This is a genomic window from Massilia sp. 9096 (genome assembly GCF_000745265.1).
In the GTDB taxonomy this organism is placed as follows: Bacteria; Pseudomonadota; Gammaproteobacteria; order Burkholderiales; family Burkholderiaceae_D; genus Telluria.
In genome coordinates this window covers 402,197-428,785 of record NZ_JQNN01000001.1, presented here as the reverse complement: position 1 = coordinate 428,785, position 26,589 = coordinate 402,197, and the positions used below count along the sequence as shown (strand labels likewise).

Below are 26,589 nucleotides of genomic sequence, written 5' to 3'. Positions count from 1 at the left end.
CGAGTGTAGCACGGCGATCGCAGGCGACAGGGACCAAGGACCGGCCCGGTGTCCGGTCAGACGATGCAGATCAAGGCAGCGTCACGGTCTGGGCGCCGACGGTGACGGTGCGGGTCGTGCCCACGGCCGACACCTTGACCGCCGGACGCTTGCAGCCGACGTCCAGCAGCACCAGAAACTCGGCGGTCGACCTGCCGTCGTTCTTCAGGTAGAAGGCGCCGTGGTCTTCGGTCACGCCGCCCTTGGGCGCGGCGCCGGCCCACCTGGCGAACGGCGCATTGCCGTTCAGGTCGCGCAGGCAGACCGATTGGCCGCCGGCCGCGATCTGCACGCTCGACGCGTTCTCGACCCTCATCGCAACCTGTGCGTGGACGTTGAACTCGTAGGTGTGCGGCACGGTCGCCGACAGCTTGTCGCGCACCAGCACCGCGTTCTGGCCGTGCAGGTACCAGACCTGGCGGCGGGCCTGCGTCAGGGCGCCGGCGTAGGCTGGCGTCGCATCGCCTTCGGCGTAGTCGTAGGCCGGTTGCGCCGAGAAGGTGGTGATCTTGCCGTTGTGCTGCAGCTGCTCGCGGTAGCCGTCCACGTTCTGGCCTTTGCCGCCGTCGAAGGTGATCGAGTTGCTCGACTTGGTCTGGTGGTACCAGTCGGTCCAGTACGGCGAGCCGTACCAGTCGTACCAGCCGGCCTTGACCAGCAGCGGCTGGCCGGCCACCGACAGCAGCAGGCCGTTCTGGTCGCCGTGTTCGTGGTTGAACGAGCCGTACGGGCTGGACTTGAAGTAGAACGAAGTGCGGCTGGTCGAGGCAATGTCGCTGTGCATCGCGACCCAGCCGCTGCTCGGGTAGTACGCCGAGTTGGACGGCGGCGCCTTGACCGTGGCCGCGGTCACCGGCATCGGATACGGCGCTTCCAGCAGCGACATCGAATCCTCCAGGCCCGGCAGGTTGGCCGCGTACCAGGCGGCGCGCGGCGAGCTCATGCGCGCGGCGAAGGCGTGGAACACGCGCGGATCCGGCCTGGTGTCGTCGCCGTCGCCAAAGGCATGCACCTTCGATCCCGGCGGGATGAACTCGATCGCGTAGTCGAGGAAGCCGAGCGTCGACGGCTTGGCGTACAGGTTGACGCCGGTCGCCTGGAAGATCGGATCCCACAGCGCCAGCTGGTAGCCGGCGGCGTACTCGGCGTAGGCGGTGCCGTTGGCGTAGCCGCCTTCCGGACCCGACCAGGGCGACGGGCTGTTGATGTAGGCGCGGAACGCGAAATCGAACCACTTCTGCGCGTCCGGCACGTCGCCCAGGCTCAGCGCCGAGATCAGCGCCATGTAGATCATCGCGGTATTGCCGTGCGAGTCGAACGGATACTGGTCGAGGCGGCCGTTGTCGCCGGCCAGGTTGTTGTAGATGTCGTTGCCGCGCGCACCGACCACGCTCAGCCACTTGGCGCGGCGGGTCGCGTCCAGGTCAGTGGCGAGGAAGTCGACCGCCTTGATCATCGCGACCGCGATCTGGCGCGTGGCCTGGTCCTGGTTGGCGTAGCTGGTCGGGCCGGCCGGATTGAGCGAGGCCAGCTGGTCACCGCGCTTGAGCGCTTCGGTCAGGAAGGCCGGGTCTTTCTTGGCGCGCCACAGCAGTGCGGCCGCTTCCATCTGGCGCGTCGCTTCGTTGATACGATTGCGCACGTCGGTCTGCTGCGAGGCCATGGCTGCGGTCAGCGGCGACGTGATCGCAATCGGCCAGCGCGAGTCGGACAGGTTGGGCAGCGCGGTCATCTGCAGCTTGACTTCGTTGGTCAGGCGGCTGAGATACGATTCGAGGTCGTTCTTCTTGGCGGTGTTCCAGGTCGAATACGGCGTGAACGAAGCCGGCAACGAACGCGGGCGCGCCTTGGCGAGAATGCGGTTGCGCAGGGTCGCGTTGTCGGGCACCTCGAACACGGTCGAATTGCTGGTGATCGAGAACGCGCGCGCGTTCGACCAGTCGCTCGAGCCGGTCGGGCGCACACGCCAGGTGTAGTTGCCCAGCGCCAGCGCCTTGGTCGGCAGGTACCAGTTGCGGTCGGTGGTGTACGTTACCGCCGCGCCGCCGGCCGGGATGATCTGGATGTCGTAGCTGGCCGGGCCGCTTGGATAACGGGCCCAGGTGAACGCCGGGGGGTTCTGCGCCTGGACCTGGTTGTTGGTCGGCGCCGGTTGTACGATCAGGGGATCGGTCGATTGCGCCCAGTCGGCATGTGCGCTGAACGAGCACAGCAGCGATGACAAAGCGGCGGCCAGGACGATGCCCTTTCGATGAAATTCCATGTTGATGCTCCGAAAAGTGTGGCGTGGTTTGCTGCACGAGCCGCCGTCATGACGACCGGCTCAAAACTGTTGATCGCTTCCGATCGATCGGGAAGCGGGGTCTGCGGTGACTTATAGTAGCGCAGAAAGATTTCCGACAAGAAAAAAATTTCCCTTAGAAATCAACAGCTTTTATTGAACATCGCCTGAAAGCAACGTTTTCCGAGGCAACTATTAGTTGTAAATATTCTTGTTCAAATAAAAAGTTTTTGAACGCAAAAGACTGTGCGAAAACCCGACAAGCGGTTTTCATCCATCAGCCACGATTTAACAATCAGGAGGGACGGCGGGATTTTCAGGCCGCTTCTGCGCGCAGCGCACGCATGCGCTTCAGGTAGCGCAAGCAATAAATGCCGAAGGCCAGCGGCGCGTGGCCGAGGTAGCGCTTGCGCACCTGGAATTCCTCCTGGCGGGCCTTGATCTTGTTGGCCGAGGACACGCTGCCGGCATGGTCGCGGAAGATCGTCAGCGCCCGGTCCAGCGTGGCCGGGCGCGCGACCCGGCCCAGGCGCAACCACAGGTCGACGTCCATCGCGTACTTCAGCCCTTCGTCGAACATGCCGACCTGGCCGAAGGCGCTGCGGCGGATGAACACGGCGGGATGGGCGACCCAGGCGTGCCCGGCTGCGAACGAGCGGTAGGTGAAGGGCAGCACTTTATAGGGTGGAATAAATTGCCCGTCCTTGAGCACCTGGACGGCGCCGACCACCCAGTCGACGCGCTCGCTGGCGAAGCGTTCGGCGACGCTGGCCAGGACGTCGTCGCCGGCGTAGTAGTCGTCCGAATGCAGGTGCGCGAGGAATTCGCCGCTGGCCGCTTCGATGCCCTGGTTCATGGCGCGGCTGATGCCGCCCTTGACGTCGCGCAGCACGCGTTTGCGGCCCGGATAAGCGGCGATCATCTCGAGCGTGCCGTCGGTCGAGCCGCCATCGACGAAGATATGCTCGACGTCGCGGCAGCTCTGGCGCTGCACCGAAGCCAGCGTGTCGGCCAGCGTCGCGACGCTGTTCCAGGTGCAGGTGACGATCGAGAAGGTCGGCGTGTCGAGGGCCGGGATCGAAGGCGAGTCGCTCATCTCATTCGCCGTAGAAATCGAGCAGTTTCGGGATGGCGCGGAACACGTCCATCGGATAGGCCGGCGGCAGCGCCACCGTCACCGGGGCGGCCCCGAGCAGGCCGACGAGGTGCTCGACCAGGCCCGGCATGGTCTCGGCCAGTTGCAGCTGGCCGTCGTAGTACTGGTAGGCGGCCAGTTCCGGCGTGCCGCCACGCGCCAGCGCCAGGCAGGGCTTGCCGAGCGCGAGCGCTTCCAGCACGGTGGTCGAGCAGGCTTCCTCGCACACCGAGGGCACGACCAGCACGTGGCTGCGCGCCGACATGCGGATCACCTCCTCGTACGGCTGCCAGCCCAGGAAGCGCACCTGCGGCCCGCCGTAGCGCGCTTGGAGCGGATCGCGCAGCGGCCCGTCGCCGACGATGCGCACGCGCGCGTGGGCCGGCAGCCAGCCCTGGACCTGGGCCAGGAATTCGCCGAAGCCCTTGCCGGCATCGATACGCCCGACCAGCATGATCTCGCCCGCCCTCACCTCCTCGGGCGCGGCGGCATGCGCGCGCAGCAGCGGATAGCGGATGAAGTTGTGGATCACGCGCGCGCGCGACAAATCGGCGCCGGGCACCGAGCGCAAAAAGGCGCGGCGCAGGAAATCGGACACGAACACGGTCTTGTGGCGCGCGAAGGACTCGGCCGATTCGAAGCGGTAGCGCCGCACCGCCATGCCGGAGACGGTGCGGCGCAGGGAATTGGGCGCCGGGTGGATACATGCCGCGCAATCGCGCACGTCGCGCGTCTGGCACACCTGCTCCTGCTTGAAGCGCAGGTGGGTGACGCATTCGCTGCCCTGGTCGTGGCGGGTCTGGACGAAGTTGATCCCGTCCGGCACGTAGCGGCCCGCCATCGGCAGGTGGCCATGGTAGTGGACCACGTCGTACTTGGCGGCCTCGCGCAGCAGCGCACGCGCAACCCGGCGCGCGAACCAGGGCCGTTTGACCGGATTGAAAAAGCCGAGCTGGAACTCTTTCCAGCCGGGCCGCGCGAAACTGAAGGCAGGCAGCAGGCGGCCGCGGAAGCCGACCTCGCGCGCGCTGTCCGCGTGAAAACAGTCGCTGCGCCCCATGATGTCGACCTGATGCCCGAGTTCGAGCAGCGCGTTCGACAGCGTGACCACGTGCTTGCCCAGGCCGCCGACCTGGGCGCCGGGCAGATCCTCAGACACCATCAAAATCTTCAAACCGTCCTCCGCACCGACGGCAGCCCCTTGAGCACGCTCTTGATCCGGGCCCGGGCCAGGATCTTGTCGTCCTTTTCGATCACGACCAACGTGCCGTAAGCGAACAGCAACGCCATCGTCGCCAGCACCAGCAGCAGCAATTGCGGCACGCCGGCCTCGAACAACCGATTGCCGGCGTAGGCGGCCAGGGCCACCGCACCGACGCCGAACACACTCGGCAAGTAAGCGTGGCGCCCCAGCTCGCCCAGCCGCGCCGGCACCGTGCGTCCATGCACCGCGGCCAGGAAGGCGCCGGTCAGCACGATCGACGCCAGCAGGTGTCCCCAGGCGGCCCCATCAATGCCCCAGCCGGCCACGCCCAGGTAGACCACGACCAGCCCGACCAACGCACGCGCCAGTGCGAACATGCCGGAAAAGCGCGGGTGGCCCATACCGTCGTTGACCAGCGACGGCAGGCTGGTGAGCGAATCGATGAACTGCGACAAGGCCATCACGGCCAGCACCACCTGCCCGGCGCGCGCGAAAGCCGGGTTCATCCAGTAGTACAAGATTTGATACGAAAACACCGCCACCAAGACCAGCACCGACGCGTTGATGAACACCACGTAGCGGCTGGCTTTCAGGTAGAGCCGGCCGAGGCGCTCGAGTTCGCCGCGCGCGGCAAGCGCGCTGGCCGCCGGGAACAGCACGCCGGACAGGCGATACGTCAGGCTCAGGATGCGGTTGGCCAGCGTCGAGGCCACCGTGAAATAAGCCAGCCCGGTGACACCGACCAGCGAGCCGATGATCAATTTATCCGCATACGCATACGACATGGTCGCGAAGCGGCTGAGAAAAGAATAGGCGGAAAAGCCGAGCAGCTCGCGCCGGATCGCGGCGCCGGGCCGGCGCCAGACGAGTTCAGGCATCAGGCGGCGGATGCAGCGCCACAGCACCAGGCAATTGATGGCGCTGGCCGCCACGCGCGCCCCGATCACCACGAACAGGCCATGGCCCAGCATCAGCACGCCGACGGTCAGGAGCGGCACGCCGATACCGAACACCATCTCGATGCGGCTGGCGATGTCGTAGCGCATCAGCGATTGCGGGACGCTCTGCAGGTAATTCTGCACCTGGCCGATGAAGAAGCCGAGCGCGGCCAGCTCGAGCGTGGCGATCGCCTCCGCCTCGAGGACAGGCGGCACGGCGAACACGCGCGTGACCAGCAGGCGCGCGCCGAAGAACAGGCCGAGCCCGCCCACCAGGCCCAGCAGCGAATACACGGCGAGGCCGAAAAACACGGTCTCGTCGATGCTTTCCTGCGCGTTGGCACGGTCGGCGCCGTGCTCGCGCCGGGCGTGGTATTCGGCGATGTACTTGACCGAGCCGGCGGTGACGTTGATGTCGATCACCGCGAAATAGCCGACGATGGCCGTGACCAGCGAATACACGCCGTAGCTGGCGTCGCCCAGGCCCTTGACCACCAGCGGCACGGTGCCCAGCGCCACCAGGGCCGGGATCACCGCGCCGAGCAGGTTGGAAAAGGCGTTGCGGACCAGGCTCAGATTCATGCGCGCGCGCCGGGAGATGCCGGCCCCGATGCGGCTGCCGAGGTCGATCTCGATGCGGGCGCCGGCGGGATGTTGAAGCGCCGGCGCGCGGCCATCGGCGCCGTTCCGGCGGCCGGCACGCCGGCTGCGACCGCCATCGCGACATAGGGCAGCGCCATGCAAATGGCCAGCATCTGTGTGGTGCGTACCTGCGGGAACGGCGTGCCGACCAGCAGGTCGGGCAGCATGAAGGCCAGGCCGGCGGCGCCCGCGGTCGCCAGGCCGAGCAGATCCGGCGGCGCCTCGCGCAGCGCGCGTCGTGCGAAGACCACGAAAGCCCAGATCGTGCCGAACAGCAGTACCAGTCCGGGCAGCCCGGCCTTGAGCGCGATGTGCAGCACGCCGCTGTGCAGGAACAGGCCGCCGTCCGGGCCGTCCTGCCACGCGATCTGCTGGTAGCCGGTATAGCGGCCCCAGGCGCCGATCCCGGTAAACGGGTGCGAGATGAAGTCGGCCAGCGCCAGCTTGAGTTCGAGCACGCGTTCGCTTTCGGCGCCGAAGCGGCGCGATTCCATGTCGTAGAACAGGCTGCCGATGCCGTGCCCGGCGCCCTTGGTCTGGCCCAGGCGCTTGACGGCCGCGACCAGCAAGGCGGCGCCGACCACCGGCAAACCGAGCGCCACCAGCTGCATGCGGCGCTGGAGCGGGAAGCGCATCATGACGACCAGGCCCGTCAGCAGGAAGCCGATCCAGGCCGTGCGGCGGAACGACAGCACCACGCAGGCGGCGGTGGCAAGCAAGGTGGCCCAGTCGACCAGGATCCAGAATTGCGAGCGTTGATGCTTGGCGATCTGGAACAGGTTGACCGCGGCGATCGCGAAGGCGACCGTGCACAACAGGCTGTCGTTGATGTCGAAGAAGGTCAGCTTGATCTTGATGTCGTTCATGTTGGCGTAGACGTTGTTCGGGTCGCCGCCCGCCAGCGCCCAGCGCGCCAGGCCGAAGCCGGCGCGCACGAGGCCGGACAGCAGGATGAAGCGCGACAGCTCGATCGCATGCGCTCTGGTACGGAACGACAGCAGCATCAGCGACACCAGCGGCGCCATCCAGACAATGTGCGAAAAGCCGGACGGCGCGACGGCTGCGGACAACTTGACGCCGGTGAGCATGCCGGCGGCCACGTGGGCACCGAGCAGCAGCAGCCAGCCCAGCAGCCACGGCCGCAGGTTGCACGGCGGCGCCGGATAGCGCTGGAAGCTGGCCGAGACGCGCGCGCAGCACCACACCGCGAACATCATCCACAGCAGCAGCGGGAACAGCAGCACGCCCGAGCCGCGGCTGTAGACACTGACGGTGTCGAAGGTTGCAAGCGAGCCGTAGCTGGTCGAATTGCGGAAGAAAAACACCCCAAGATAAACATAGGCGAGAAAGCGCGGCCACACCATGCCGACGCCGGCGCCGGCAACCGCCATCAGCGACAGCACGACGACCGCCGCCCAGGGCAGCGAGGTGTAGAGCACGAGCAGCAAAGTATCCATCGGCGGTCCTGTCGCGGGGCTAGCCCTGCTTGGTGGCGGCGCCCAGCAGGCGGATCCGGTCGCGCGGCGCGAGCGCATCGAGCATCTGGTTCACGAAGCGCGCCTGGACCCGGTACGCCGTCGCGTCGTCGGCGCCGATGGTGGAGACGCGCACCAGCATGCCGTCCGGGATTCTGCCGCTCAAGCCGTAGACGAAGCGCTGGTATTTCTGGCCCAGGCCGGACATGACCGCCTTGTCGCCGATCGTGACCCAGTAGGTGATCGGCTCGTTGCGCGTGTTCTGGCGCATCACGAGGCGCTTGACCGGAACCTGGCCATAGCGGGTGCCGAGCTCGCCCTGCCGGTCCTTGATCATGTCGAAGCCCTGGGCCACGTAGCAGACCTCGGGCAAGTGCAGCTGCAACTGCTTGCTTTGGTCGCCGCCATAGGCGATCGACAGCATCACCCGCTCTCCGGCACCGTTGACGTAGGTGCGCGCCAGCGTCTGCTCGTACAGCGCCGCGATGAGTTCCTTTTGCGTCTCGTCGGGCGTGAGCGGGGCCACGCCGTCGTCCACTGTCCAGCCACCGAAGCGCTTGGGAATCATCTGATCCAGGCTGAATTGCGTCCGCGCCGCCGCGACCTTGCGCGTCGGCGTGAGCGCCCCGGTCAGGGCGGACGTGCCCGCCATGGCAAGCCCCAGGATCAGGCTGGCGGCAAATTTCCGGTTCGCGCTGCGTTTCATGCCGCCTCCCTGGACTGCGACGCGGCGGCGCGCTGCTGGCGGCGGCGGACGGTCCACTGCAATGCATTGTCGACCGACAGGATCAATACCAGCGCCGTCACGAACAGCACCATGCCGGCGAAGCCGTGCAGGAAGCCCTGCCCGGCCGCATCGCCGAAATAATAAGTAATCAGGGTCAGCACCATGACGCGGATCACGTTGGCGGAAAACGAGATCGGAATGATGAACGCCGCCAGTCCGATGTTGCGAAAGGCCGAGGGATGGCGCATCAGGTTCAGGTAAAACAGGCCGAGCGCTTCCAGCGTCAGCAGGGTCTGCAGGCCGGCGCAGGCGTCGGCCACCAGCAACTGGTACTGGCCGATCTGCAGGATCACGCCCGAGCGGCTGATCGGATAGCCGACGGCATACAGGATGTGTTCGGTCGCCCACGACACCGCCATCTTCATCGGCATCGTGACCGCGGCCACGAATTCGCTTGGCAGCGGGACCATGAAGATCATGAAGAAAAAGGGAAACCACAGCATCGCCAGCGCGCGGCCACCGCGCTTGACCAGGATGATCGCCGCCATCACGAGGATGATCGACAGGATGTCGAGCATCAGGATCTTTTGCGAGCGCCCGAGCAGGTGGGCCAGCAAACCGAGGGCCAGCACCGGCCAGCCGGCCCAGGCGCCGACAGGCGGCGTGGTCGCGGCTCGCACCTCGGGCCAGCGACGCCAGATCAGCCACAGCGCCAGGCCGAGTATGATCGGCCCGTGGCCCTGCTCCTCGCTGACCCACGCGCCAGTGAACAGGTCGTAGAAGGTCGGACCCAGCAGCATAGCCAGGCCGAGCCATACCGGCCACCATTCCGGTATCGTCTCGCGCATCGCGCGCCGCACGCGCGCACGCGCGGAGGGCGGCGGGATGGCGCTGGAGCGTACGCCGGTGTCCATGCTCAGAACTCCATCACCACCGAGCCCAGGATCTCGCAGCCCGCGTCCGACAATTGTTCCGCGGCGCGGCCGATGTGCGCGATCCGGGTGTGGTTCTTGCGCGTCGCCAGCAACGCGCCGCCGGCGCGGCTGGCCACCGCCACCGAATCAACCCCGGCCTGGAACGGCGGGACTTCGTACAGTACTACGTCGTAGCGGCTTTCCAGCTGCGTGTTGAGGTTGCGGAAGCCTTCGCGCGCCAGCAGCTCTTGCGGATTGGGCGGCAGCGTCCCGGCAGGCAGGATGGACAGGTCGACGAAGGCCGGCACGCGCGCGATCACGTCCAGGTCGGCGCGCCCGGCCAGCAGGTCGGACAGACCCTGGCGCGGCTTGAGCGCGAACGCGTCATGCTGGCGCGGCGCACGCAGGTTGGCGTCGACCAGCAGGGTCTGCTCGCCGAGCTGGGAAAACACGATCGCCAGGTTGGCCGCGAACAGCGTGGCGCCGTCGTCCTGGTCGACGCCGACGATGGTCAGCGCACGCCGCCCGCGCGCGAACCAGCGCAGCATCAGCTGGCTGCGGATCGCGCGCAGCGACTCGACCTGCGGCGAGAACGGCTCGTAGGCTGCGATCAGCTTGGGCGACAGGCCAGCCTGTCCTTTCTGCAGATAGGGATAGGAGAATTGACGCGCCAGCATTTGCTGGACGTCGCTCTCGCTGACCAGGCCGAGCCGGACCGCGGCCTCGCCGAAACGAATGCCGGTTTCCTTCTGCATGCGCAGCACACGCTCGGCGTCTTCAGGTTTGAGCTTACCGGCATCGAGCAGGAGCGCGCCCATGCTCATTTCGGCGGCGTGTTCGGGCGAGAGCGTGGATAGCACTGGTGAATTCATGGTCGAGCCCCTCGTTCAATTCAGTCGCAGCAGGCGGCGTGGCGCCATCAGGCCGCGGATGCCGCCCCTGCGGCCGTGCGCCGGCGTCCAGTCGATCGTGCCGAGTACCGGGATGCCGAGCATGTCCTTGACGTCGCTGGCGGCGCGCAGCGGGCGGTTCAGCAGTTCCAGCAGCAGCGCCAGGCCGACGCCGAGAATGGTGCCGATCAGGACCGAGACCAGCGTGTTGAGCAGCACGCGCGGGCCGGACGGGTCGGTCGGCGCCACGGCCGGGTTCAGCAGCGAGATGTCGGATTGCTCGGACTGCGATTCGATACGGGTTTGCGAGAAGCGCTGCGAGGCCGCGTCGAAGGCACGCTGGGCGCTGTCGAGGTCCTTCAGCAGCACGCCGAGCTCGTCGCGGGTGCGGTTCAGCTCGAGCACCCGGGTCTTCTGGTCGGCGACCGCCTGGCGCAGTTCGTCCGCGCGCTGGCGCAGCACTTGTGCGTTGCTGCCGACACTGCGCGACACCGTGCCGAGCGCAGCGTTGAGTTCGCTGCGCACCTTGTTCAGTTCGGCCTGGGCCGCCTGGTATTGCGGGTGGTTCTTGCCGTAGCGCTCGGAATTGTCGGCGAACTTGCCTTCTGCCATCGCCAGATTGCCGCGCATCTGCTGGATCAGCGCGTTGTTGGCGACGTCCGGCGAGCTCATCGCCAAGCTGTCGGCAGCGGCCTGGCGCGAGTTCGCTTCCATCGCGGCGGTCTGGGCCGCGACGAGCTGGGACGACAGGTCGTTCAGGCGCTGCAGCTCCACGTCGATGCGGTTATTGTCGAGCGTGACGATGCCCTTTTCCTGCTGATACTTGGACAGCCGCGCCTGCGCCGCTTCGACGTTGTCGCGCAGTTGCCTGGTCTGTTCGTTGAAATACGACGAGGCCTTCTTGGCCGGCTCGTTCTTGAGCTGGACCGTGAGCTTCTGGTATTCGTCGGCGAAAGCGTTGGCGACCGCGGCCGCGAATTGCGGGTCGGCGCCCTTGAAGCTGATCTCGACGACCGAGGATTCGCGCGAAGGCACGATCTCGAGTTTCTTGACCAGCAGGTCGGCCAGCCAATCGCGTGCCGTGCCCCGGCCACCGGTGGCCTGGTTGAACTGCTCGACCACCGCCGGGCTGCTGGCCAGGTGCAGCGCATCCACCACGCGCAATGCCACGTTCTTGCTGCCGATGATGTCGATCTGCGTTGCCATATAGCCTGGCATCAGCTGGCCGGGCATCGTCAGGCCGGTCAGGGGATCGACGCCCTTGTAGTTCAGCAGAACGGACGCCGTGGCCTTGTAGGTCTTGGATTGGATCAGACTGAAGCCAAGCGCCAGCGCGACCGTCAGCAGGAGGGTCGTCAGGATGATCTTTTTCCGAGCAAGCAAGATCAACAGGAATTGATGAACGTTCATGATGAACCTTTAACCGGAGTGGAACAAAAGCTGGGGCGCCGACTGCTTAGAACCAGGACTCCCTGACGGTGATGACGTCGTCGGTTTGTACGAGATCGTCCGTCTTGGCATCGATCGTCTGCATCGTCCCGTCCGCACCGCGGCGCACGATACGCAGCCCGCGCTGGGTGCCGCGCGGCGTCAGCCCTCCGCCGGCCGACACGGCTTGCTGCACGGTCATCGCACGCTCGAGGCGAAACGCGCCCGGGTGGTTCACTTCGCCCGTGATGTAGGCGCGCGGCGCACGCTCCACGAAGATGATGTCGCCACCGGCGACTTCGTAATCGCGGTTCAGTTCGCCCTTGCGCACGATGTCGACCACGTCGATGGTTTCGCGCGAGACGCTGCCGTTGCGGTTGCGCACCAGCGTCACCATGTCGCCCCCGTCGACGCCGATGCCGCCGGCCAGCGCCAGCAGGTCGAGCACCTTGCGCGTGCCGTCGATCGGGTAGCGGCCCGGCCGGTTCACCTGGCCCAGTACCGACACCTGTTGGCTGGCGAGCGTGGTGACCAGCAGGTTGACCTGGGCCTTCTTCAGGTAGCCGCCCTTCTCGAGCAAGCCGCCGATTTTCTTTTCGGCCTGCTGCACCGACAGGCCGCCGACCTGGACGTTGCCCAGCAAGGGAAAGGTCATGCCGCCGCTTTCCGATACCCGGGTCTCGAGCGACAAGTCCGGACTGCCATAGACCGATGCCTTGACCACGTCGCCGGGCCCGAGCAGCACCTCGCCCGCATCGGCCACGTTCGCGGCCAGCCCGGCCGCCAGCATCAACATCGTCGCCATCATCCAGTGTACGAATCGTTTCATGTCTGCTCCTTCGTGCTCGTCAAGATAAATCTGCTTTTTTGTCACTTCATGCCGGCGACACCACGGGCCAGTGCGTCCTTGTCCGCGCCGACGTTGCCGGCCGGCGCGATGCGCGGGACCGTGCCGAGCGCCGCCGCCGGCCCTGCGCCGGCCACGGTGCTGCTCGGCGGAGCGCCGGCGGGCAGCGCCCCCGGCGCGGTGTCGGGCATCATCGATTTGTTGATGTATTCGATCCGGGCGTTGGCGCGCAGGCGCTGCAGTTCCGCCGCAGCCAGCTCCCTGTTTTTCTGGGCCATCAGGTACTGCTCGATCTGGCTCGAAGCCGCCTGCAGACTGACAGGCGCATCCTTGATTTCGGTCACGGCAATGAAAACCGCACGCGGCTCTTCCTTGATCACGAACAGCTGCCCTTTCGGTTGACCAAGCAGCTTGCTCGAGAGCGGTTCGGGCACGTCAGCCGTGCTGCGCGTGATCTGGCTGCGGCCATACTTGATCTTGCGGGCATCCAGCCAGACCGCCACTTCTTCCAGCGACTTCGCACGGTCGGCTGCGCCGCGCACTTCGGGCGTCAGGTCGTTGGTGGCGATCACGAGTTCGTCCATGCTGAACTGTTTGCGGTTAGAGAAAAGCCCCGGGTGCTTGTTGAAGTAATCTTCCACCTCGGCGGGCGTCGGCCGCGCCACGTTGCCGATGCGCTTTTGCAGGTAAGCCTGGGCGACGATCAGCGCACGCGCGCGGTCGATCGCCTGCATGACTTTCGGGTCCCGGTCGAGGCTTTCCTTGGCCGCCGCCTCTTCCAGCAGCGTGCGGTCGATCAGCACCTGCAGCAATTGCTTGCTGGCCGTATCCTGCCGGGTAGCGGGCACGCTGGCGCGCTGCATTTCCTCGTTCAGCTGGAGCATCGTGACTTCCTCGCCGTTCACGCTCGCCAGGGCCTGCCCCGGCTTTCTTTCCTTCACCTTGTCGCCGCAGCCGCTCAAGGTGGCGGTGGCCAGGATCAGTGCAGCGCACAGCGCACGCTTGGGTAGTGAGGGAAACGATATCGTCTTCATGGCAGCCTGGTGAATATTGTTCAAGGTAGTGACTCGGATGAACGCGGCGTCCGCACGCACACGGCCACGCAGGCACGCTGCACGGCCGCGCGTCTTCAGGCTGGGGCGAGCTTGTCCTGCTCCGCCGCCTGCATGGCAAAAGCCTGGTAGGTACGACGCAGACCTTCCTGCAGTGACGTGCTGGCTTGCCAGCCGAGCTGCTTGAGCTTGCCCACGTCGAGCAGCTTGCGCGGCGTGCCGTCGGGCTTGCTGGTATCGAACACGATGCGGCCGCGATAGCCGACGGTCTCGCCGACCAGGCGCGCCAGCTCGGCGATCGTGACGTCTTCGCCGGTGCCGACGTTGATGTGCGAATGCATCGGATCGGTGTGCGCGACATAGGTATCGCGGTCGAGGTTCATCACGTGAAGGCAAGCCGCGGCCATGTCGTCGACGTAGAGGAATTCGCGCATCGGCTTGCCGCTGCCCCAGATTACGACTTCCGGCGCATTGCCCTGCCGGGCTTCGTGGAAGCGCCGCAGCAGGGCCGGAATCACGTGGCTGTTTTCTGGGTGGTAGTTGTCGCCAGGACCGTAGAGATTGGTCGGCATCACGCTGCGGTAGTCGGTGCCGTACTGGCGGTTGTAGCTCTCGCACAGCTTGATGCCGGCGATCTTGGCCATTGCGTACGGCTCGTTGGTCGGCTCCAGCGCGCCGCCCATCAGATACTCCTCCCGTATCGGCTGCGGCGCCAGGCGTGGGTAAATGCAGGACGAGCCGAGGAACAGCAGCTTTTGCACGCCGCTCGCGCGTGCCTCGTGCACGACGTTGGCTTCCACCATCATGTTGTCGTAGATGAAGTCGGCCGGATAGGTATTGTTGGCGTGGATGCCGCCGACCTTGGCGGCGGCCAGGTAGACCTCGTCCACGCGTTGGCTGCGGAAGAAGCCGCGGACCTGGGCCTGGTCGGTCAGTTCCAGCTCGGCATGGCTGCGCGTTACGATATCGGTGTGTCCTTGCGCGCGCAGCGCGCGCACGATGGCCGAGCCGACCAGACCGGCATGGCCGGCCACGTAGATGCGGGCTTGAGTATTCAACGTTCACTCCAATGAAATTGCAACGTTGTAACCATGCGATGCCAACAGCTTGTGGCGACGCGCCGTGTCGAGGTCGCGGGCTACCATCTCCTGCACCAGCGACTCGAAGCTGGTGCGCGGCTCCCAGCCCAGGCGCTCGCGCGCCTTGCCCGGATCGCCCAGCAGCGTTTCGACTTCTGTCGGGCGGAAGTATTGAGGATCGACGACGATGATCGCTTGGCCTGTCGCAACCCCAGGCGCATTGTCTCCATTCACGGACGCGACCACGCCGCGCTCGTGCACGCCCTCCCCCTGCCAGGCGATCTCGATACCGAGTTCGCGCGCAGCCAGTTCGACGAAGCGGCGCACCGAATACTGGCGTCCGGTCGCGATCACGAAATCCTCGGGTGTATCCTGCTGCAGCATCAGCCATTGCATCTCGACGTAGTCGCGCGCATGACCCCAGTCGCGCAAGGCGTCCAAATTGCCTAGGAACAGTTGCCGCTCAAGACCTTGCGCGATATTGGCCAGCCCGCGCGTGATTTTGCGGGTGACGAAGGTCTCGCCTCGCCGCGGCGATTCGTGATTGAACAGGATGCCATTGCAGGCATACATGCCATACGCCTCGCGGTAATTGACCGTAATCCAATACGCGTACAGTTTTGCGACCGCATAAGGACTGCGCGGATAGAACGGCGTGGTTTCGCGCTGCGGCGTCTCGCGCACCAGGCCGTACAGCTCGGAGGTCGAGGCCTGGTAGAAGCGCGTGGTCTTTTCCAGGCCGAGAAATCGGATCGCTTCCAGCAGACGCAAGGCGCCGATGCCGTCGACGTCGGCGGTGTACTCGGGCGATTCGAACGAGACCGCGACGTGGCTCATCGCGCCCAGGTTGTAGACCTCGTCCGGCTTGACCTCGTACATGATGCGGTTCAGGTTCGAGGGATCGGACAAGTCGCCGTAATGCAAGAAGAAGTTCTGATTCTCCGCGTGCGGGTCCTGGTAGATATGGTCGATACGCTCGGTGTTGAATTGCGATGCGCGCCGCTTGATGCCGTGCACTTCGTAGCCCTTGGAGAGCAGCAGTTCGGCCAGGTAGGAACCATCCTGTCCAGTGACTCCCGTGATCAGCGCCTTTTTCATGTATCCCATCCCAACAGTTAGTTGATGTAGATCGGAACTGCCCCCTCAACCCCGATACAAGTCAGCTCAGCGCCGGTCATTCTCTTCGAGCGTGATCAAAACGCGTTTTCGCGTTTGAGCACCACCTTCACTGTCCGGATCACGATCCACAGGTCCAGCCACAACGACCAGTTGCGCAGATAATCGAGGTCGTACTGGATACGCGCTTGCATCTTGTCCAGCGTGGCGGTTTCTCCGCGCAAGCCATTGACCTGCGCCCAACCCGTGATGCCTGGTTTGACTTTATGACGCAGCATGTAGCCCTTGATCAGCTTGCGATATTGTTCGTTGTGCGCGACCGCATGCGGGCGCGGGCCGACGATGCTCATCCGCCCTTGCAGCACGTTAATAAATTGCGGCAGCTCATCGAGCGAGGTGCGGCGCAGGATGCTGCCGATGCGGGTCACGCGCCCGTCGTTGCGGCGCGCCTGCACCACGTTCCCGTCGTTTTCCATGACCGTCATCGAACGGAATTTGTAGACCACGATGTCTTCGCCGTACAGTCCGTAGCGGCGCTGGCGGAAGATCACCGGCCCGGGCGAACTGAGCTTCACGGCCAGTGCGATCGCCAGCATCAGCGGCGACAGCAGCAGCAGGATCACGCCTGCCAGGAAGACGTCCGAGGCGCGCTTGATCGTGCTGTTCACGCCCATGAACGGGGTCTCGCAGATGGCAATGACGGGCATGCCGCCGACATTGTCGAAACGCGCCTGCATCAGGTCGAAGATGTAGACGTCGGGCAGGAAATAGACCGACGCCGTGGTGTCCTGCAGTTCGTTGATCAACCGGCGGATGCGCGGCTGGGCGGAGATCGGCTGGCTGATGAAGATCATCTTGATGCCGTGCGCGCGCACGTATTCCGTCAGCTCGCCGGTCTTGCCCAGCACCGGGTGGCGCAGGCCGGCGGGATGGCGGTCGTCGGTGCGGTCGTCGAAAAAGCCGCGCACCTGCATGAACAGGTTCGGGTGGCGCTCGCAGATGCCGGCGAACTTCAGCCCGACGTCGTTGACGCCGACCACCACCGCCGAGCGCACTTCCTTGCTGCGCTCGGGACGCTTGGCCAGGCGCACGGCGATGTGGCTGGAGAGCAGCACCACCGGTACGGCGACGAACCAGGCCAGCACCACGCGCTCGTCGTAATAGTATTTGAGGCCGCTGGACGAGCCGAGGAACAGCAGCACCGCGATCGTCACGCACCAGCCGAACACGGTATCGCGCGCGTACGCCCACATGCGGCCGCTGCGCCAGGTACGGTAGGGATCGATGTGCTGGTACACCGCGGACGAAATGAAGAAGGCCAGGATCATCAGCACCAGCATGTAGCCGGAGAACGGCTCGTGGTACAGCACGGCCGACAGATACAGCGTACCCATGACGATCAATGGATCCAGCACGCGCTGGAAGAACGAGATCAGCGGGATGTCGTTGACGGTCATGACGCGATGCTCAGAACTGCGCGCTGGCCGACAACGTGATGCTGTTGGAACGGAAGCTGCCGGTGCCGATCACGATCGAACCGCTGCGCGACTGATGCGCCACGCCGGCCGTGAGGTGCAGCAGCGGACGCGGCGTCCAGGTCGCGCGCACGCTGGCGTTGCGGATCGAATCGCGCAGGTTGGCGCCGCCGGGCACGTTCAGGGCCTGGCGCGCATTGTAGTTGCGGCGCTCGGCCGAGAAATCGGCATTGACATGGATCTTGGCGGTCGCGTCCCACTGCGCACCGACCGCGGCGCCATTGTTCAGGGTATAGCTGACCAGGGTGCTTTCGAGCGGCGCGAAGTCGCGCGACACGGACGCCGTGTAGCTGGTCTTGCCGCCCGGCTGGTAACTCAGGTTGACCCGGCCGGCGCCGCCGCGGGTCCTGCCGGGACCATAGGACGGCTGGTCGCGCCAGAGATAGCCGATCAGTGCGTCGATGCTGCTCGATCCGGTCACGTTCCACTTCACGCGCGCCTTGAGTTCGTCCTGGGTGAAGTCGTCGTTCAGCAGCACGTTGCCGATCGGACGCGGGAACGGATACGCTCCCTTGACCCGGCGCGCGACCAGACCGACCGTGCTGGCGCTGCGGGCGATGTAGTCGAGTTCGAGCTCGGTCGTGTTCTCGCTGCGGTTGTTGTAGCGCTCCCCGGCCAGCTCGTAGGCGTAGACGTCGCGCTGGAAGCCGGCGCGCGCCTGCCACGCGGCGTGAAAGCGCCAGGTGCCTTCGGCGTAGCGGCTGCGCGAGCGGCGCAGGTTGCGCTGGTCGCTGGCGAAGTCGGTGTAGGGGGCCAGCGTCTGGTTATAGGTCGCGCCGATCTTGCCGTTGAGATGATTGCCGACCTGCCAGTACCAACTGGCTTGAATGTCCTTGCCGTCATAATTCAGTTGCTTGAAATGGTCGAAGTCGTATTTCGACAATTTCGCAACGAGCGAAATCCGCTGGAGGCTATAAGTCTTATCGAAGATCAAACCGCCTTCGCGCGACCACCACGAATCGGCGCGTGTGTTATCGAAACCCGGAAAATTGTCCGGTACGCGCAGCAGATTATCGTCGTGGCCATAGCCGAGGCCGGCATACAGGTGCAAGGCATCGTCCGGTCCGGCGCTGGCCGTGGCCGTGGCCGCGATGACGATGCACGACAACAGGACGAGCGGACGCACGCCCGCATAGGCAATCGACATGGCTGAGCTTCGCTTTCGAGTTTGTGGGGATCTGGCGGATTACCAGAACGACCAGTTGCCGGTCTGGACCACCCATAGTCCCAGCAGGCCGTTGGTCACGGCATGGGCCAGGATTGGCGTCCACAAATTGCGAAAGCGCATGTACAACCAGCTGTAGGCTGCGCCCGCGACGATGCCGGCCAGCCAAAGGTTATGCTCGAAACCGAACAGGAGTACGGCAATAGAAAAGCTTTTTAGGCTGAGTTGAGGTGGCTCAACGGTTTGGAAGTCCAACTCATCGATCCAGCGCATCAAGAAAGAGCGCCAGAACAATTCTTCCATGATGGGTACGACCAGCGCGGCGCCCGCGATGCGGATCGCCACCAGCAGCCAATCGATGCGCCCGGCCACGCGCGGGTCGTAGCCGGGCGAGGCGCCGACCACCATCCAGCCGGCATCCAGGCTGACCCACAGGACCAGCACCACGATGCCGGTGGCCAGCGCCGTCAGGATGGCGGCAGGGGCAAGCGAAAAACGCTTCAGTTCTTCGTAGCGGCGCCAGAACAGCGCCAGCAGCACCGCGACCAGGCCGACCTTGAGCGGGTACAGCCAGCGCAGCACGCCGGGAGGCGCACCGGCGCGCGTCAGGAGCTCGGCGATGGCGATGAACGCCATGTAGACGGCGAACGGCAGGATGCGCAGCCAGGCGGCGCGATTGAACATGGGCGCGCCGCCTGGCTTTGCCGCCACGCGCGGCGCGGCAGGCGTGGCGTAGCGGTCGTCATGTTCGCTCATCTGTCTCCATGGCGGGCAGGCCCGCTCGTTCGCGTCGCTGTTTACTAATGAGTGCTCACTCGCCCCGGCTGCGCGCCTCCAGGCGTTCCCAGCGTTCCAGCGCGTCGAGCAGCAATTCCTCGATCTCGGCGAAACGCGCGTTCATGCGACGCCCATCGGCCGGATTGGTCTTGTAGAAATCCGGCGCGTTCAGCTGCGCCGTGATCGCCGACTGCTCGTCTTCCAGGCTGGCGATGAGCTTGGGAAGTTCTTCCAGCTCACGCTGCTCTTTGTAGCTCATCTTTACCTTTTTGGCAACGCTGCTCTGTGCGCTGGCGGACGGATCCGCGCTTTTCGCCGGCGCCGGCGCCGGCTTGGCCGCCTGCGCCGCAGGCGCGCTCGACCTGACCCGCTCCCAGTCGCTGTAGCCGCCAACATAGTCGCGCCACACGCCCTGCCCTTCGGACACGATGACTTGGGTCACGACGTTGTCGAGGAAAGTGCGGTCGTGGCTGACCAGGAACACGGTGCCGCTGTATTCGGCCAGCAGTTCCTCGAGCAGTTCGAGGGTATCGATGTCGAGGTCGTTGGTCGGCTCGTCCAGCACCAGGCAGTTGGCCGGCTTGGCGAACAGGCGCGCCAGCAGCAGGCGATTGCGCTCGCCGCCGGACAGCGATTTCACCGGCGAACGCGCGCGTTCCGGCGCGAACAGGAAATCGCCCAGATAGCTCATCACGTGCTTGCGCTGGCCGTTGACTTCGACCCAGTCGCTGCCCGGCGAAATCGTGTCGGCCAGCGAGGCTTCCTCGTTCAGCTGCGCGCGCATCTGGTCGAAATAGGCCACGTTCAACTTCGTGCCGAGCTTGACGGTGCCGCTGTCGGCGGTTTCTTCGCCAAGGATGATCTTCAGCAAAGTCGTTTTACCGGCGCCGTTGGGACCGATCAAGCCGACCTTGTCGCCGCGCAGGATGATGCCGCTGAAATCCTGGATGATCACCTTCTCGCCGTAATGCTTGGAGACATTTTCCAGCTCGGCGACGATCTTGCCCGAGCGCTCGCCGGTGCCGACGTCGAGCTTGACCTGGCCCTGCTGGTCGCGCCGGTCGCTGCGCTGCACGCGCAAGGCTTCCAGGCGCCGTACACGGCCTTCGTCGCGCGTGCGGCGCGCCTGCACGCCCTTGCGGATCCATACCTCTTCCTGGGCCAGGAACTTGTCGAACTTGGCGTTCTCGACTTCTTCGTTGGCCAGCAGCTCTTTCTTGCGCTCTTGATACTTGCTGAAGTTGCCGGGGAACGACAACAAACGTCCGCGGTCGAGCTCGATGATGCGGGTCGCGACGTTGTCGAGGAAACGGCGGTCGTGGGTGATGAACAGCACCGAACCGCGGAATTCGCGCAGCAGGCCTTCGAGCCACTGGATCGAAGTGAAGTCGAGGTGGTTGGTCGGCTCGTCCAGCAGCAGCACGTCGGGGCCGGCGACCAGCGCCACCGCCAGCGCCACGCGCTTTTGCATACCGCCCGACAGCGTGCCCATCTTCGCCTCGCCGTTCAGGCCGAGGCGGTCGAGCGCGGTGGCGACCTTGTTCTGCAAATTCCAGGCGTCGCTTGCATCCAGCTTGGCTTGCAGCACGTGCATGCGCTCCATGAGGGCGTCATCGTCGCCTTGGCCGAACTGGCCGGTCAGCGACTCGTACTCGGCCAGCATGGCTTGCTGTTCGCCCATGCCGCCGGCGACCGCTTCGAACACGGTGCTGTCCGGATCGAAGGACGGCTCCTGTTCGACGTAGGCGATGGTCACGCCCTGCTGCTGGACCAGCAGGCCGTCGTCGAGCTTCGAGCGCCCGGAGATAATTTTCAGCAGCGAAGACTTGCCGGTGCCGTTGCGACCGATGAGGCCGACGCGCTCGCCGGCTTCCAGCGAGAAGTCGGCGTGGTCGAGCAGCGCCACGTGGCCGAAGGCCAATTGCGCGTTGGAGAGAGAGATGACAGCCATGTTGAGTATGCGCGCCGCACGCGCGAGCGCACGGTCAATGAACGAGTGAAGAAAACGGCCATTGTACCGACTGTAGGCCCGGCACTTCCAATCTTCCCCTATTCCTCGGCTATAATTGCGGACGGTTCACGATAACGACCTGCCCGCAGGGCTCGCTCGCCGGACCGCAGCGTCCTCCCCGTAGCACAATGGATAGTGCACATGCCTCCTAAGCGTGGGATACTGGTTCGATTCCAGTCGGGGGGACCATTCAGTTGACCGAGATCGAATCACACTTACCTGCAGCCGGTGCGTCGCGCCGCGATTTCCTCGCCTTGAGCCTGGCGCTCGCCGTTTCACCCTGCGCGGCAAACGCCGACCCGTCCACTCCCACCGCCCCGCCATCCGGCGAACTGCTCCAGTTCGATATCACCGAACCCGGCGTCGAGCACCACTTCTACCGTCACGAACGCATTGCCGCCCACCTCCAGGCCAACCACGGCGCGCGTCCGCGCCTGATCGTCGCCTTCCCGGCCGGGAACACCGGCATGGGCCTGTGGTTCGAGAGCGCCGGCAAACCGGCCGCGCTCGGCATCGCGCCGGGCACGCGCCCCGAAGGCGTCGAGCAGCCGGACGGCTTGCGCGGCGTCAGCGCCCACTTGCGCAGCGACGCGCGCCGGCTCGACGTCGCCGGCGTGGTGCTGGCGAACGTCCGTAACCTGCGCGACTACGTCACCGGCGGCGCCAGAACGCTGCCGCCCGAGCTGGCCTGCCGGGTGGACCGCACTGACGACAAGGGGCAGGCCGGACTGGTCTTCCACCGCCGCTCGATCGAGGGCAAGCACCGGCTCGAACTGCGCGTCGCGCCCGAACGCGGTACCCGCTTGGTAAAAGAAGACGGCAACCATGCGCTGCTGGCCGGCCCCGACGGCGCGATCCACCTGCGTGTCACCGCCCTGCTCGACTATGCGCCGCTGACGCCGTTCGCCATGGCCGACCTGCTCACCGCCGATGCCGCCGACCGTCCGCGCGACCGGCAGGCGCTGGCCTTCCTGGCGTCGGCGGAGAATTTTTCGGCTGGATCGTGGCGCTTTCTCACCTACTTCGGCCGCGACACGCTGCTCTCGACGGCGATGCTGATGCCGGTCCTGCAGCCGCCCGCGATCGAAGCGGCGCTGGCCTCGGTCCTGGAACGGCTGGCGCCGGACGGCAGCGTGGCGCACGAGGATGCGATCGGCGAGTTCGCCGTGCTGGAAAACCGCCGCGCCGCGCGCCCGCTGGCCGAGCATGAAACGCCGGTACGCGATTACAAGATGATCGACGGCGACTTCATCCTGGCGCCGGTGCTGGCCGCTTATGTATTGGATCAGCCCAGCGGCGCCGCGCGCGCCGCCGCCTTCCTGGCGCGCCGCACGGCATCCGGGCAGCGCTACGACACGCTGGTGGCGGCCAACCTGGAACGCGTGCTGCGCCTGGCGGCGCCGTACGCGGCCAGGCCGCATTTCTCCAACCTGATCGCCCTGAAGTTCAACACCCCGGTCGGAAACTGGCGCGATTCGAGCAATGGCCTCGGCGGCGGGCGCTACCCGTTCGACGTCAACGTGGCCCTGGCGCCGGCGGCGTTGCGTGCGGCCGAGCGGCTGTACCGCAGTGGCCTGCTCGGCAAGCAGGATGCGGCGGCGGCGCGCGCCGCCGGCCTGGCCGGGCCCTGGAGCGACACCGGGCGCCTATTCCAGGTCACGACGCCGGCCGCGCAGGCGCGCACGCAGGCGGGCGCGTACGCGCGCGCCTCGGCGCTCGACCCGGCGCCGGCGCTGCAGGCGATCGAAGGGCCGGTGCGCTTCGATGCGCTGGCGCTCGGCGCCGACGGCCAGCCGGTCCCGGTGATGCATACCGATTCCAGCTTCGTGCTGCAATTTCTCGACCCCGCGCCCGCCTATCTCGACGCCGTCGCCGCCCAAATCCTGATGCCCTTCCCCGCCGGTCTGCGCACGCCGGTCGGCGTGGTCGTCGCCAATCCGGCTTACGCGCCGGACGGCATGCAACGGTTATTCACGCGCAAGGATTACCACGGCACCGTGGTCTGGTCGTGGCAGCAAGCCATGCTGGCCTCGGGCATCCGGCGCCAGCTGGCGCGTGCCGACCTACCTGCGGCCACGCGCAGCGCGCTGCTTGCGGCCGGACGCGCGCTGTGGCAAGGGATCCTGGCGATGCAGGCCGGCAGCGCGGGCGAGCTGTGGAGCTGGCAGCCGCGCGGCGGCCAGCCCTTCCTGGCCAGCTGGGAAAGCGCCGAGGGCGACGAAGCATGCGCCGCGCAGTTGTGGAGCACGGTTTACCTGGCCGTCAGGCCCGATGGCTTTACCTGACACAATGAATAGGTAGGGTTACCGAAAATCAAAAATCATTGACATCCAACGGTTATGTTCCGATATGATTATTGAAATATACTAATAAATTCAGCCGCCCAGGCTGAGGTCACGTTCATGAGCGCTCCTCCGGTCGTCGTCGAAGCAGAAACCGCCGATATCGCCATCGGCACCCAAGGCATTGAGCGATTGACGACGGGGCTCGCGCGCCGCCCGCGTCCGGTCCTGCTGCTTTTTTTCGTGTCGCTGGGTTTGCTGCTGCCGATGCTGATCTGGGGCTTGCCGAGCACCGGCGACGACAGCGCGTCGCACTTGCGCTGGCAATACTTCTACAGCCGCCAGATGTGGGACAGCGACCCGTTCCCGCGCTGGATCCGCGACCTCGCCGATGGTTTCGGCAGCCCGGCGTTCTTCATCTATCCGCCGCTGCCGCATTTCGTCGCGGCGCTGCTGGCGCCCGCCTCGGACGGCATCGCATGGCTGCATCGACGCCTGGCAATCGCCATCACCCTGGCTTGCTTCGTCGGCGCCGTTGGCGCGTTCACCTGGCTCAAGCAGGTGACGCGCGAACGCAACACGGCCTTGATCGGCGCCATGGTGTACACCCTCGCGCCTTATCACCTGTTCGTCGATACCTATTTCCGCACCGCCTACGCCGAACTGTGGGGCCTCGCCTGGGCGCCGTTCGCCTTCGCCGGGCTGCATCTGCTGGCGTCGCGGCGCCGTGCCGGTGTCGCACTCACCATCCTGGGCGTGAGCGGCTTGCTGTTGAGCCACGCGCCGTCGGCACTGATCCTGGTGCCGACGGCGCTGGTCTACGCCGGCCTGCTGGCGCTGCCTGCGCGGCGCTGGGACGTGCTGGCGTGGGCGGGCGCCGCCGCCTGCAGCGCGGTCCTGATCGCCGGACTGTATCTGGCGACGGCGCTGACCCAGCAAAAGTACATCCACACCAGCGAACTCTATACCGGCTACTACAATTTCTATAACTGGCTGATGTTCGCGCCCAATCCGGTGTCCAAGCGCGCATTCGACATGTCCGGCCTGCTGCAGGCTACGCTGACCTTCGTGCTGGCCAGCGCCCCCCTGTCCGCGCCGGGCCGGCGCGACGATGCGCGCGCCACATGGCGCCGGCTTGCCGTGGCCACTGTGATCGGCACCGTCCTCCTGTCGTTCATGATGACGCGCTTCAGCGCCCCCATCTGGACGCTGCTGCCGTTCGCGCAGAAGATCCAGTTTCCGTGGCGCCTGCAGACCGCGCAAACCCTGCTGCTGGCCCTGTCCAGCGTGCTGTTCCTGCGCGCACTGCGGCCGCGTTCACCGTGGCGCGACATCTTGCCGCTGCTGGCCCTGGCCGCGATCAACATCGCCATGTTCCAGCATGCCCCGTCGAGATTCGGCATGCCGGGACTGGCCGACACCCACGAGACGCCCGAATACACGCTGGGTGACACGATCGGCAACGCCGGCCGTTTCGCCGGCGGCGCCAGGCTGGCGCTCGGCGCCGGCGCCGGCGGCGGCGCGCGCAGCGCCTCGCTCGACCTGCTGCGCTGGGAACCGCGCAGCATCGTGTTCCGGATCGACGCCGCCGCCCCGACCGAGGTACTGGCCAAGCAGTTCAACTATACCGGCTGGACGTGCCGCGCCGCCGGCGACCCTGCCGGCACCGCCGCAAGCTGCCGCATGCTGTCGACCGGCAGCGGCGACCTGGTGCGCGTGCAGGTCGCGCCTGGCCGCCACGACATCGAACTCGCGATGCCGGAAACGCTGCAGGAGCGTGCCGGCAAGCTGGTTTCGGTGGTTGGGCTGGTGCTCGCGGCGGCGGCGATCTTTGCAGCGGGCAGGCGGCGCCGGACCAGCGCGCCCTGATCACCGCGCCAGCCGCCGAAACGTCACCACCGCCACCCATGGGTTGGCGTCCCAGCTGCCCGCCCCGTTGATCCTTTCCCACACGGCGCGATAGGCCAGCACCGGATCCGGCGTCGTGCACGCCGGCGCGTCCGGGCCTGCGGGCGCGTCCGCCGGCGCGAACCCGTCGCCGGCGCGCAGGATGCCCTCCGCGATCGCATCGGCCGGGCCGATCTCGTGCAGCCGCTCGGCGCGCACGTCGGTCACCTCGAGCAGGATACGGCACGCCGCGCGCGGCATGAACAGCGCCGGACGCGGATGCCAAGTCGGTGCGGCGTCAAGGCCGCGCGCCGCATGCGGGTCGGCGCCGTCGAAACGGTAAGCGAAGCCGGACGCCAGTGTCAGGTCGGTGAAGAACCACTCCTCGCGCCCCTTGCCTGCGTTATGGCGCCTCTGCCAGTGCCCGAAGGCCACGTAGCTTTCGCGCACCCACAGGCGGTCGCCCGGCGCGCCGAAGCGGCGCCGCAGTGTAGCCAGGACCGCATCATCTAGCGGGCCGGCGGATTGGGCGCACAGGGCGCGCCGCGTCTGGGTCTTGGTCCCGGCCAGCAGCGCGCGCACCATCGGGTTCGAGAACAGGATGCCGCGCTCGCGCATGCCGGATCGAACTTCGCTCAGCCGGCGCTCAAGCCGGCTCCGGCGCCGACGCGGCCGTGGCCAGCATTGCCTCGACCTTGCCCACCAGCGCGTGCATGGCGAACGGCTTGGTCAGCAGCTCCACCTGCGCCGGCAGCGTCTCGTTCTTCATCACCGTGCTTTCGGCGTAGCCGGTGACCATGAGCACCGGCAGCTGCGGCCACTGGGTGCGCACCTGGTCGGCCAGCTGGCGCCCGTTCATGCCGTTCGACAGGCCGATGTCGGTCACCAGCATGTCCGGCAGCCTCTGTCCGCCCTGCTCTTGCAGCTGGCGCAGCGCCTGTGGCGCGTCGGCCGCCTGCAGCACCGTGTAGCCCGGCACCTGCAACACCTCGGCCGTGACGGTGCGGATGTCTTCCTCGTCGTCGACCACCAGCACAAGTCCCTTGCGACTGGGCGGCCAGCGGCGCTGCGCCATCGTACGTCTCGCATGGCTCGCACGCCGCCGGTGCAGGGACCTCGTGCACGTGGCGCGGCAGCAGCAGGCGCGCCTCGGCGCCCTGGCCGG

General features: G+C 66.2%; 21 protein-coding genes and 1 tRNA gene. 3 read left to right on the top strand and 19 right to left on the bottom strand.

What is annotated here, in order from left to right; translation table 11 throughout:
- Nucleotides 1–70 precede the first annotated feature (70 nt).
- The 17 genes from FA90_RS01815 to FA90_RS01735 all read right to left on the bottom strand — a co-directional run bounded on the left by FA90_RS01815 (nt 71) and on the right by FA90_RS01735 (nt 21,195).
- The gene (locus tag FA90_RS01815; protein ID WP_051971319.1) at nt 71–2,302 is read right to left on the bottom strand and encodes a heparinase II/III family protein; all 2,232 of its coding nucleotides are present in this window, start codon (nt 2,300–2,302) and stop codon (nt 71–73) included.
- Nucleotides 2,303–2,636: 334 nt separating this feature from the next.
- The gene (locus FA90_RS01810) at nt 2,637–3,416 is read right to left on the bottom strand and encodes a glycosyltransferase family 2 protein (protein WP_081933577.1); all 780 of its coding nucleotides are present in this window, start codon (nt 3,414–3,416) and stop codon (nt 2,637–2,639) included.
- 1 nt (nt 3,417) lies between these two features.
- The gene (locus FA90_RS01805; RefSeq protein ID WP_239700490.1) at nt 3,418–4,617 is read right to left on the bottom strand and encodes a glycosyltransferase family 4 protein; all 1,200 of its coding nucleotides are present in this window, start codon (nt 4,615–4,617) and stop codon (nt 3,418–3,420) included.
- A gap of 8 nt (nt 4,618–4,625) precedes the next feature.
- Nucleotides 4,626–6,179, bottom strand: coding sequence for an oligosaccharide flippase family protein (locus tag FA90_RS01800; protein ID WP_036165296.1), 1,554 nt, complete (start codon nt 6,177–6,179; stop codon nt 4,626–4,628).
- Nucleotides 6,176–7,696 (bottom strand): O-antigen ligase, encoded by a 1,521-nt coding sequence (locus FA90_RS01795; protein ID WP_081933576.1) that lies wholly within the window; start codon nt 7,694–7,696, stop codon nt 6,176–6,178. The genes FA90_RS01800 and FA90_RS01795 overlap by 4 nt, the downstream gene beginning before the upstream one ends.
- A gap of 19 nt (nt 7,697–7,715) precedes the next feature.
- Nucleotides 7,716–8,420 carry an exosortase-associated protein EpsI, B-type gene (epsI, locus tag FA90_RS01790; RefSeq protein WP_036173664.1) on the bottom strand — a complete coding sequence of 235 codons (705 nt, stop codon included), beginning with the start codon at nt 8,418–8,420 and terminating at the stop codon, nt 7,716–7,718.
- The gene (xrtB, locus tag FA90_RS01785) at nt 8,417–9,289 is read right to left on the bottom strand and encodes an exosortase B (protein WP_036173662.1); all 873 of its coding nucleotides are present in this window, start codon (nt 9,287–9,289) and stop codon (nt 8,417–8,419) included. The genes epsI and xrtB overlap by 4 nt, the downstream gene beginning before the upstream one ends.
- Before the next feature lie 68 nt (nt 9,290–9,357).
- The gene (epsG, locus tag FA90_RS01780; protein ID WP_036165294.1) at nt 9,358–10,227 is read right to left on the bottom strand and encodes a chain length determinant protein tyrosine kinase EpsG; all 870 of its coding nucleotides are present in this window, start codon (nt 10,225–10,227) and stop codon (nt 9,358–9,360) included.
- A 15-nt stretch (nt 10,228–10,242) separates the two neighbouring features.
- Nucleotides 10,243–11,655: a chain length determinant protein EpsF gene (gene epsF, locus FA90_RS01775; RefSeq protein ID WP_036165292.1), complete on the bottom strand. Its 1,413-nt coding sequence runs from the start codon at nt 11,653–11,655 to the stop codon at nt 10,243–10,245.
- A 46-nt stretch (nt 11,656–11,701) separates the two neighbouring features.
- Nucleotides 11,702–12,502: a polysaccharide export protein EpsE gene (gene epsE / locus FA90_RS01770; RefSeq protein ID WP_036165289.1), complete on the bottom strand. Its 801-nt coding sequence runs from the start codon at nt 12,500–12,502 to the stop codon at nt 11,702–11,704.
- 41 nt (nt 12,503–12,543) lie between these two features.
- Nucleotides 12,544–13,554 (bottom strand): EpsD family peptidyl-prolyl cis-trans isomerase, encoded by a 1,011-nt coding sequence (locus tag FA90_RS01765; protein ID WP_036165286.1) that lies wholly within the window; start codon nt 13,552–13,554, stop codon nt 12,544–12,546.
- Between the two features lie 95 nt (nt 13,555–13,649).
- Nucleotides 13,650–14,630, bottom strand: coding sequence for a GDP-L-fucose synthase (locus tag FA90_RS01760; RefSeq protein ID WP_036165282.1), 981 nt, complete (start codon nt 14,628–14,630; stop codon nt 13,650–13,652).
- 3 nt (nt 14,631–14,633) lie between these two features.
- Nucleotides 14,634–15,749 carry a GDP-mannose 4,6-dehydratase gene (gene gmd, locus FA90_RS01755; protein ID WP_036165279.1) on the bottom strand — a complete coding sequence of 372 codons (1,116 nt, stop codon included), beginning with the start codon at nt 15,747–15,749 and terminating at the stop codon, nt 14,634–14,636.
- A gap of 95 nt (nt 15,750–15,844) precedes the next feature.
- The gene (locus tag FA90_RS01750; RefSeq protein ID WP_036165276.1) at nt 15,845–17,224 is read right to left on the bottom strand and encodes an undecaprenyl-phosphate glucose phosphotransferase; all 1,380 of its coding nucleotides are present in this window, start codon (nt 17,222–17,224) and stop codon (nt 15,845–15,847) included.
- Nucleotides 17,225–17,234: 10 nt separating this feature from the next.
- Nucleotides 17,235–18,449 carry an XrtB/PEP-CTERM-associated polysaccharide biosynthesis outer membrane protein EpsL gene (gene epsL, locus FA90_RS01745; RefSeq protein ID WP_051971318.1) on the bottom strand — a complete coding sequence of 405 codons (1,215 nt, stop codon included), beginning with the start codon at nt 18,447–18,449 and terminating at the stop codon, nt 17,235–17,237.
- Nucleotides 18,450–18,488: 39 nt separating this feature from the next.
- Nucleotides 18,489–19,223 carry a CAAX prenyl protease-related protein gene (locus FA90_RS01740; RefSeq protein ID WP_156116548.1) on the bottom strand — a complete coding sequence of 245 codons (735 nt, stop codon included), beginning with the start codon at nt 19,221–19,223 and terminating at the stop codon, nt 18,489–18,491.
- A gap of 55 nt (nt 19,224–19,278) precedes the next feature.
- On the bottom strand, nt 19,279–21,195 hold the full coding sequence (locus FA90_RS01735; protein ID WP_036165274.1) for an ATP-binding cassette domain-containing protein: 1,917 nt from the start codon (nt 21,193–21,195) through the stop codon (nt 19,279–19,281).
- Nucleotides 21,196–21,369: 174 nt separating this feature from the next.
- On the opposite strand from FA90_RS01735, the gene FA90_RS01730 reads away from it, so the two are divergent.
- From FA90_RS01730 to FA90_RS01720, 3 genes are all read left to right on the top strand, one after another.
- Nucleotides 21,370–21,444: transfer RNA gene (locus FA90_RS01730), tRNA-Arg, on the top strand.
- A 5-nt stretch (nt 21,445–21,449) separates the two neighbouring features.
- On the top strand, nt 21,450–23,540 hold the full coding sequence (locus tag FA90_RS01725) for a hypothetical protein (protein WP_197065228.1): 2,091 nt from the start codon (nt 21,450–21,452) through the stop codon (nt 23,538–23,540).
- A 117-nt stretch (nt 23,541–23,657) separates the two neighbouring features.
- Nucleotides 23,658–25,406, top strand: a complete 1,749-nt coding sequence (locus FA90_RS01720) for a hypothetical protein (RefSeq protein WP_036165272.1) — start codon at nt 23,658–23,660, stop codon at nt 25,404–25,406.
- On the opposite strand, the gene FA90_RS01715 is transcribed toward FA90_RS01720, so the two are convergent.
- Nucleotides 25,407–26,042, bottom strand: coding sequence for a hypothetical protein (locus tag FA90_RS01715; protein WP_036165270.1), 636 nt, complete (start codon nt 26,040–26,042; stop codon nt 25,407–25,409).
- 28 nt (nt 26,043–26,070) lie between these two features.
- Entirely contained in the window at nt 26,071–26,499 is a 429-nt protein-coding gene (locus FA90_RS24715; protein WP_051971317.1) for a response regulator, read from the bottom strand.
- Between the last annotated feature and the right edge of the window lie 90 nt (nt 26,500–26,589).

Coding starts and splice junctions, on each gene's coding strand:
- FA90_RS01815 (WP_051971319.1), bottom strand. CDS start 2,302: ATGGAATTTCATCGAAAGGGCATCGTCCTGGCCGCCGCTTTGTCATCG.
- FA90_RS01810 (WP_081933577.1), bottom strand. CDS start 3,416: ATGAGCGACTCGCCTTCGATCCCGGCCCTCGACACGCCGACCTTCTCG.
- FA90_RS01805 (WP_239700490.1), bottom strand. CDS start 4,617: ATGGTGTCTGAGGATCTGCCCGGCGCCCAGGTCGGCGGCCTGGGCAAG.
- FA90_RS01800 (WP_036165296.1), bottom strand. CDS start 6,179: ATGAATCTGAGCCTGGTCCGCAACGCCTTTTCCAACCTGCTCGGCGCG.
- FA90_RS01795 (WP_081933576.1), bottom strand. CDS start 7,696: ATGGATACTTTGCTGCTCGTGCTCTACACCTCGCTGCCCTGGGCGGCG.
- epsI (WP_036173664.1), bottom strand. CDS start 8,420: ATGAAACGCAGCGCGAACCGGAAATTTGCCGCCAGCCTGATCCTGGGG.
- xrtB (WP_036173662.1), bottom strand. CDS start 9,289: ATGCGCGAGACGATACCGGAATGGTGGCCGGTATGGCTCGGCCTGGCT.
- epsG (WP_036165294.1), bottom strand. CDS start 10,227: ATGAATTCACCAGTGCTATCCACGCTCTCGCCCGAACACGCCGCCGAA.
- epsF (WP_036165292.1), bottom strand. CDS start 11,655: ATGAACGTTCATCAATTCCTGTTGATCTTGCTTGCTCGGAAAAAGATC.
- epsE (WP_036165289.1), bottom strand. CDS start 12,502: ATGAAACGATTCGTACACTGGATGATGGCGACGATGTTGATGCTGGCG.
- FA90_RS01765 (WP_036165286.1), bottom strand. CDS start 13,554: ATGAAGACGATATCGTTTCCCTCACTACCCAAGCGTGCGCTGTGCGCT.
- gmd (WP_036165279.1), bottom strand. CDS start 15,749: ATGAAAAAGGCGCTGATCACGGGAGTCACTGGACAGGATGGTTCCTAC.
- FA90_RS01750 (WP_036165276.1), bottom strand. CDS start 17,224: ATGACCGTCAACGACATCCCGCTGATCTCGTTCTTCCAGCGCGTGCTG.
- epsL (WP_051971318.1), bottom strand. CDS start 18,449: ATGTCGATTGCCTATGCGGGCGTGCGTCCGCTCGTCCTGTTGTCGTGC.
- FA90_RS01740 (WP_156116548.1), bottom strand. CDS start 19,223: ATGAGCGAACATGACGACCGCTACGCCACGCCTGCCGCGCCGCGCGTG.
- FA90_RS01735 (WP_036165274.1), bottom strand. CDS start 21,195: ATGGCTGTCATCTCTCTCTCCAACGCGCAATTGGCCTTCGGCCACGTG.
- FA90_RS01720 (WP_036165272.1), top strand. CDS start 23,658: ATGAGCGCTCCTCCGGTCGTCGTCGAAGCAGAAACCGCCGATATCGCC.
- FA90_RS01715 (WP_036165270.1), bottom strand. CDS start 26,042: ATGCGCGAGCGCGGCATCCTGTTCTCGAACCCGATGGTGCGCGCGCTG.
- FA90_RS24715 (WP_051971317.1), bottom strand. CDS start 26,499: ATGGCGCAGCGCCGCTGGCCGCCCAGTCGCAAGGGACTTGTGCTGGTG.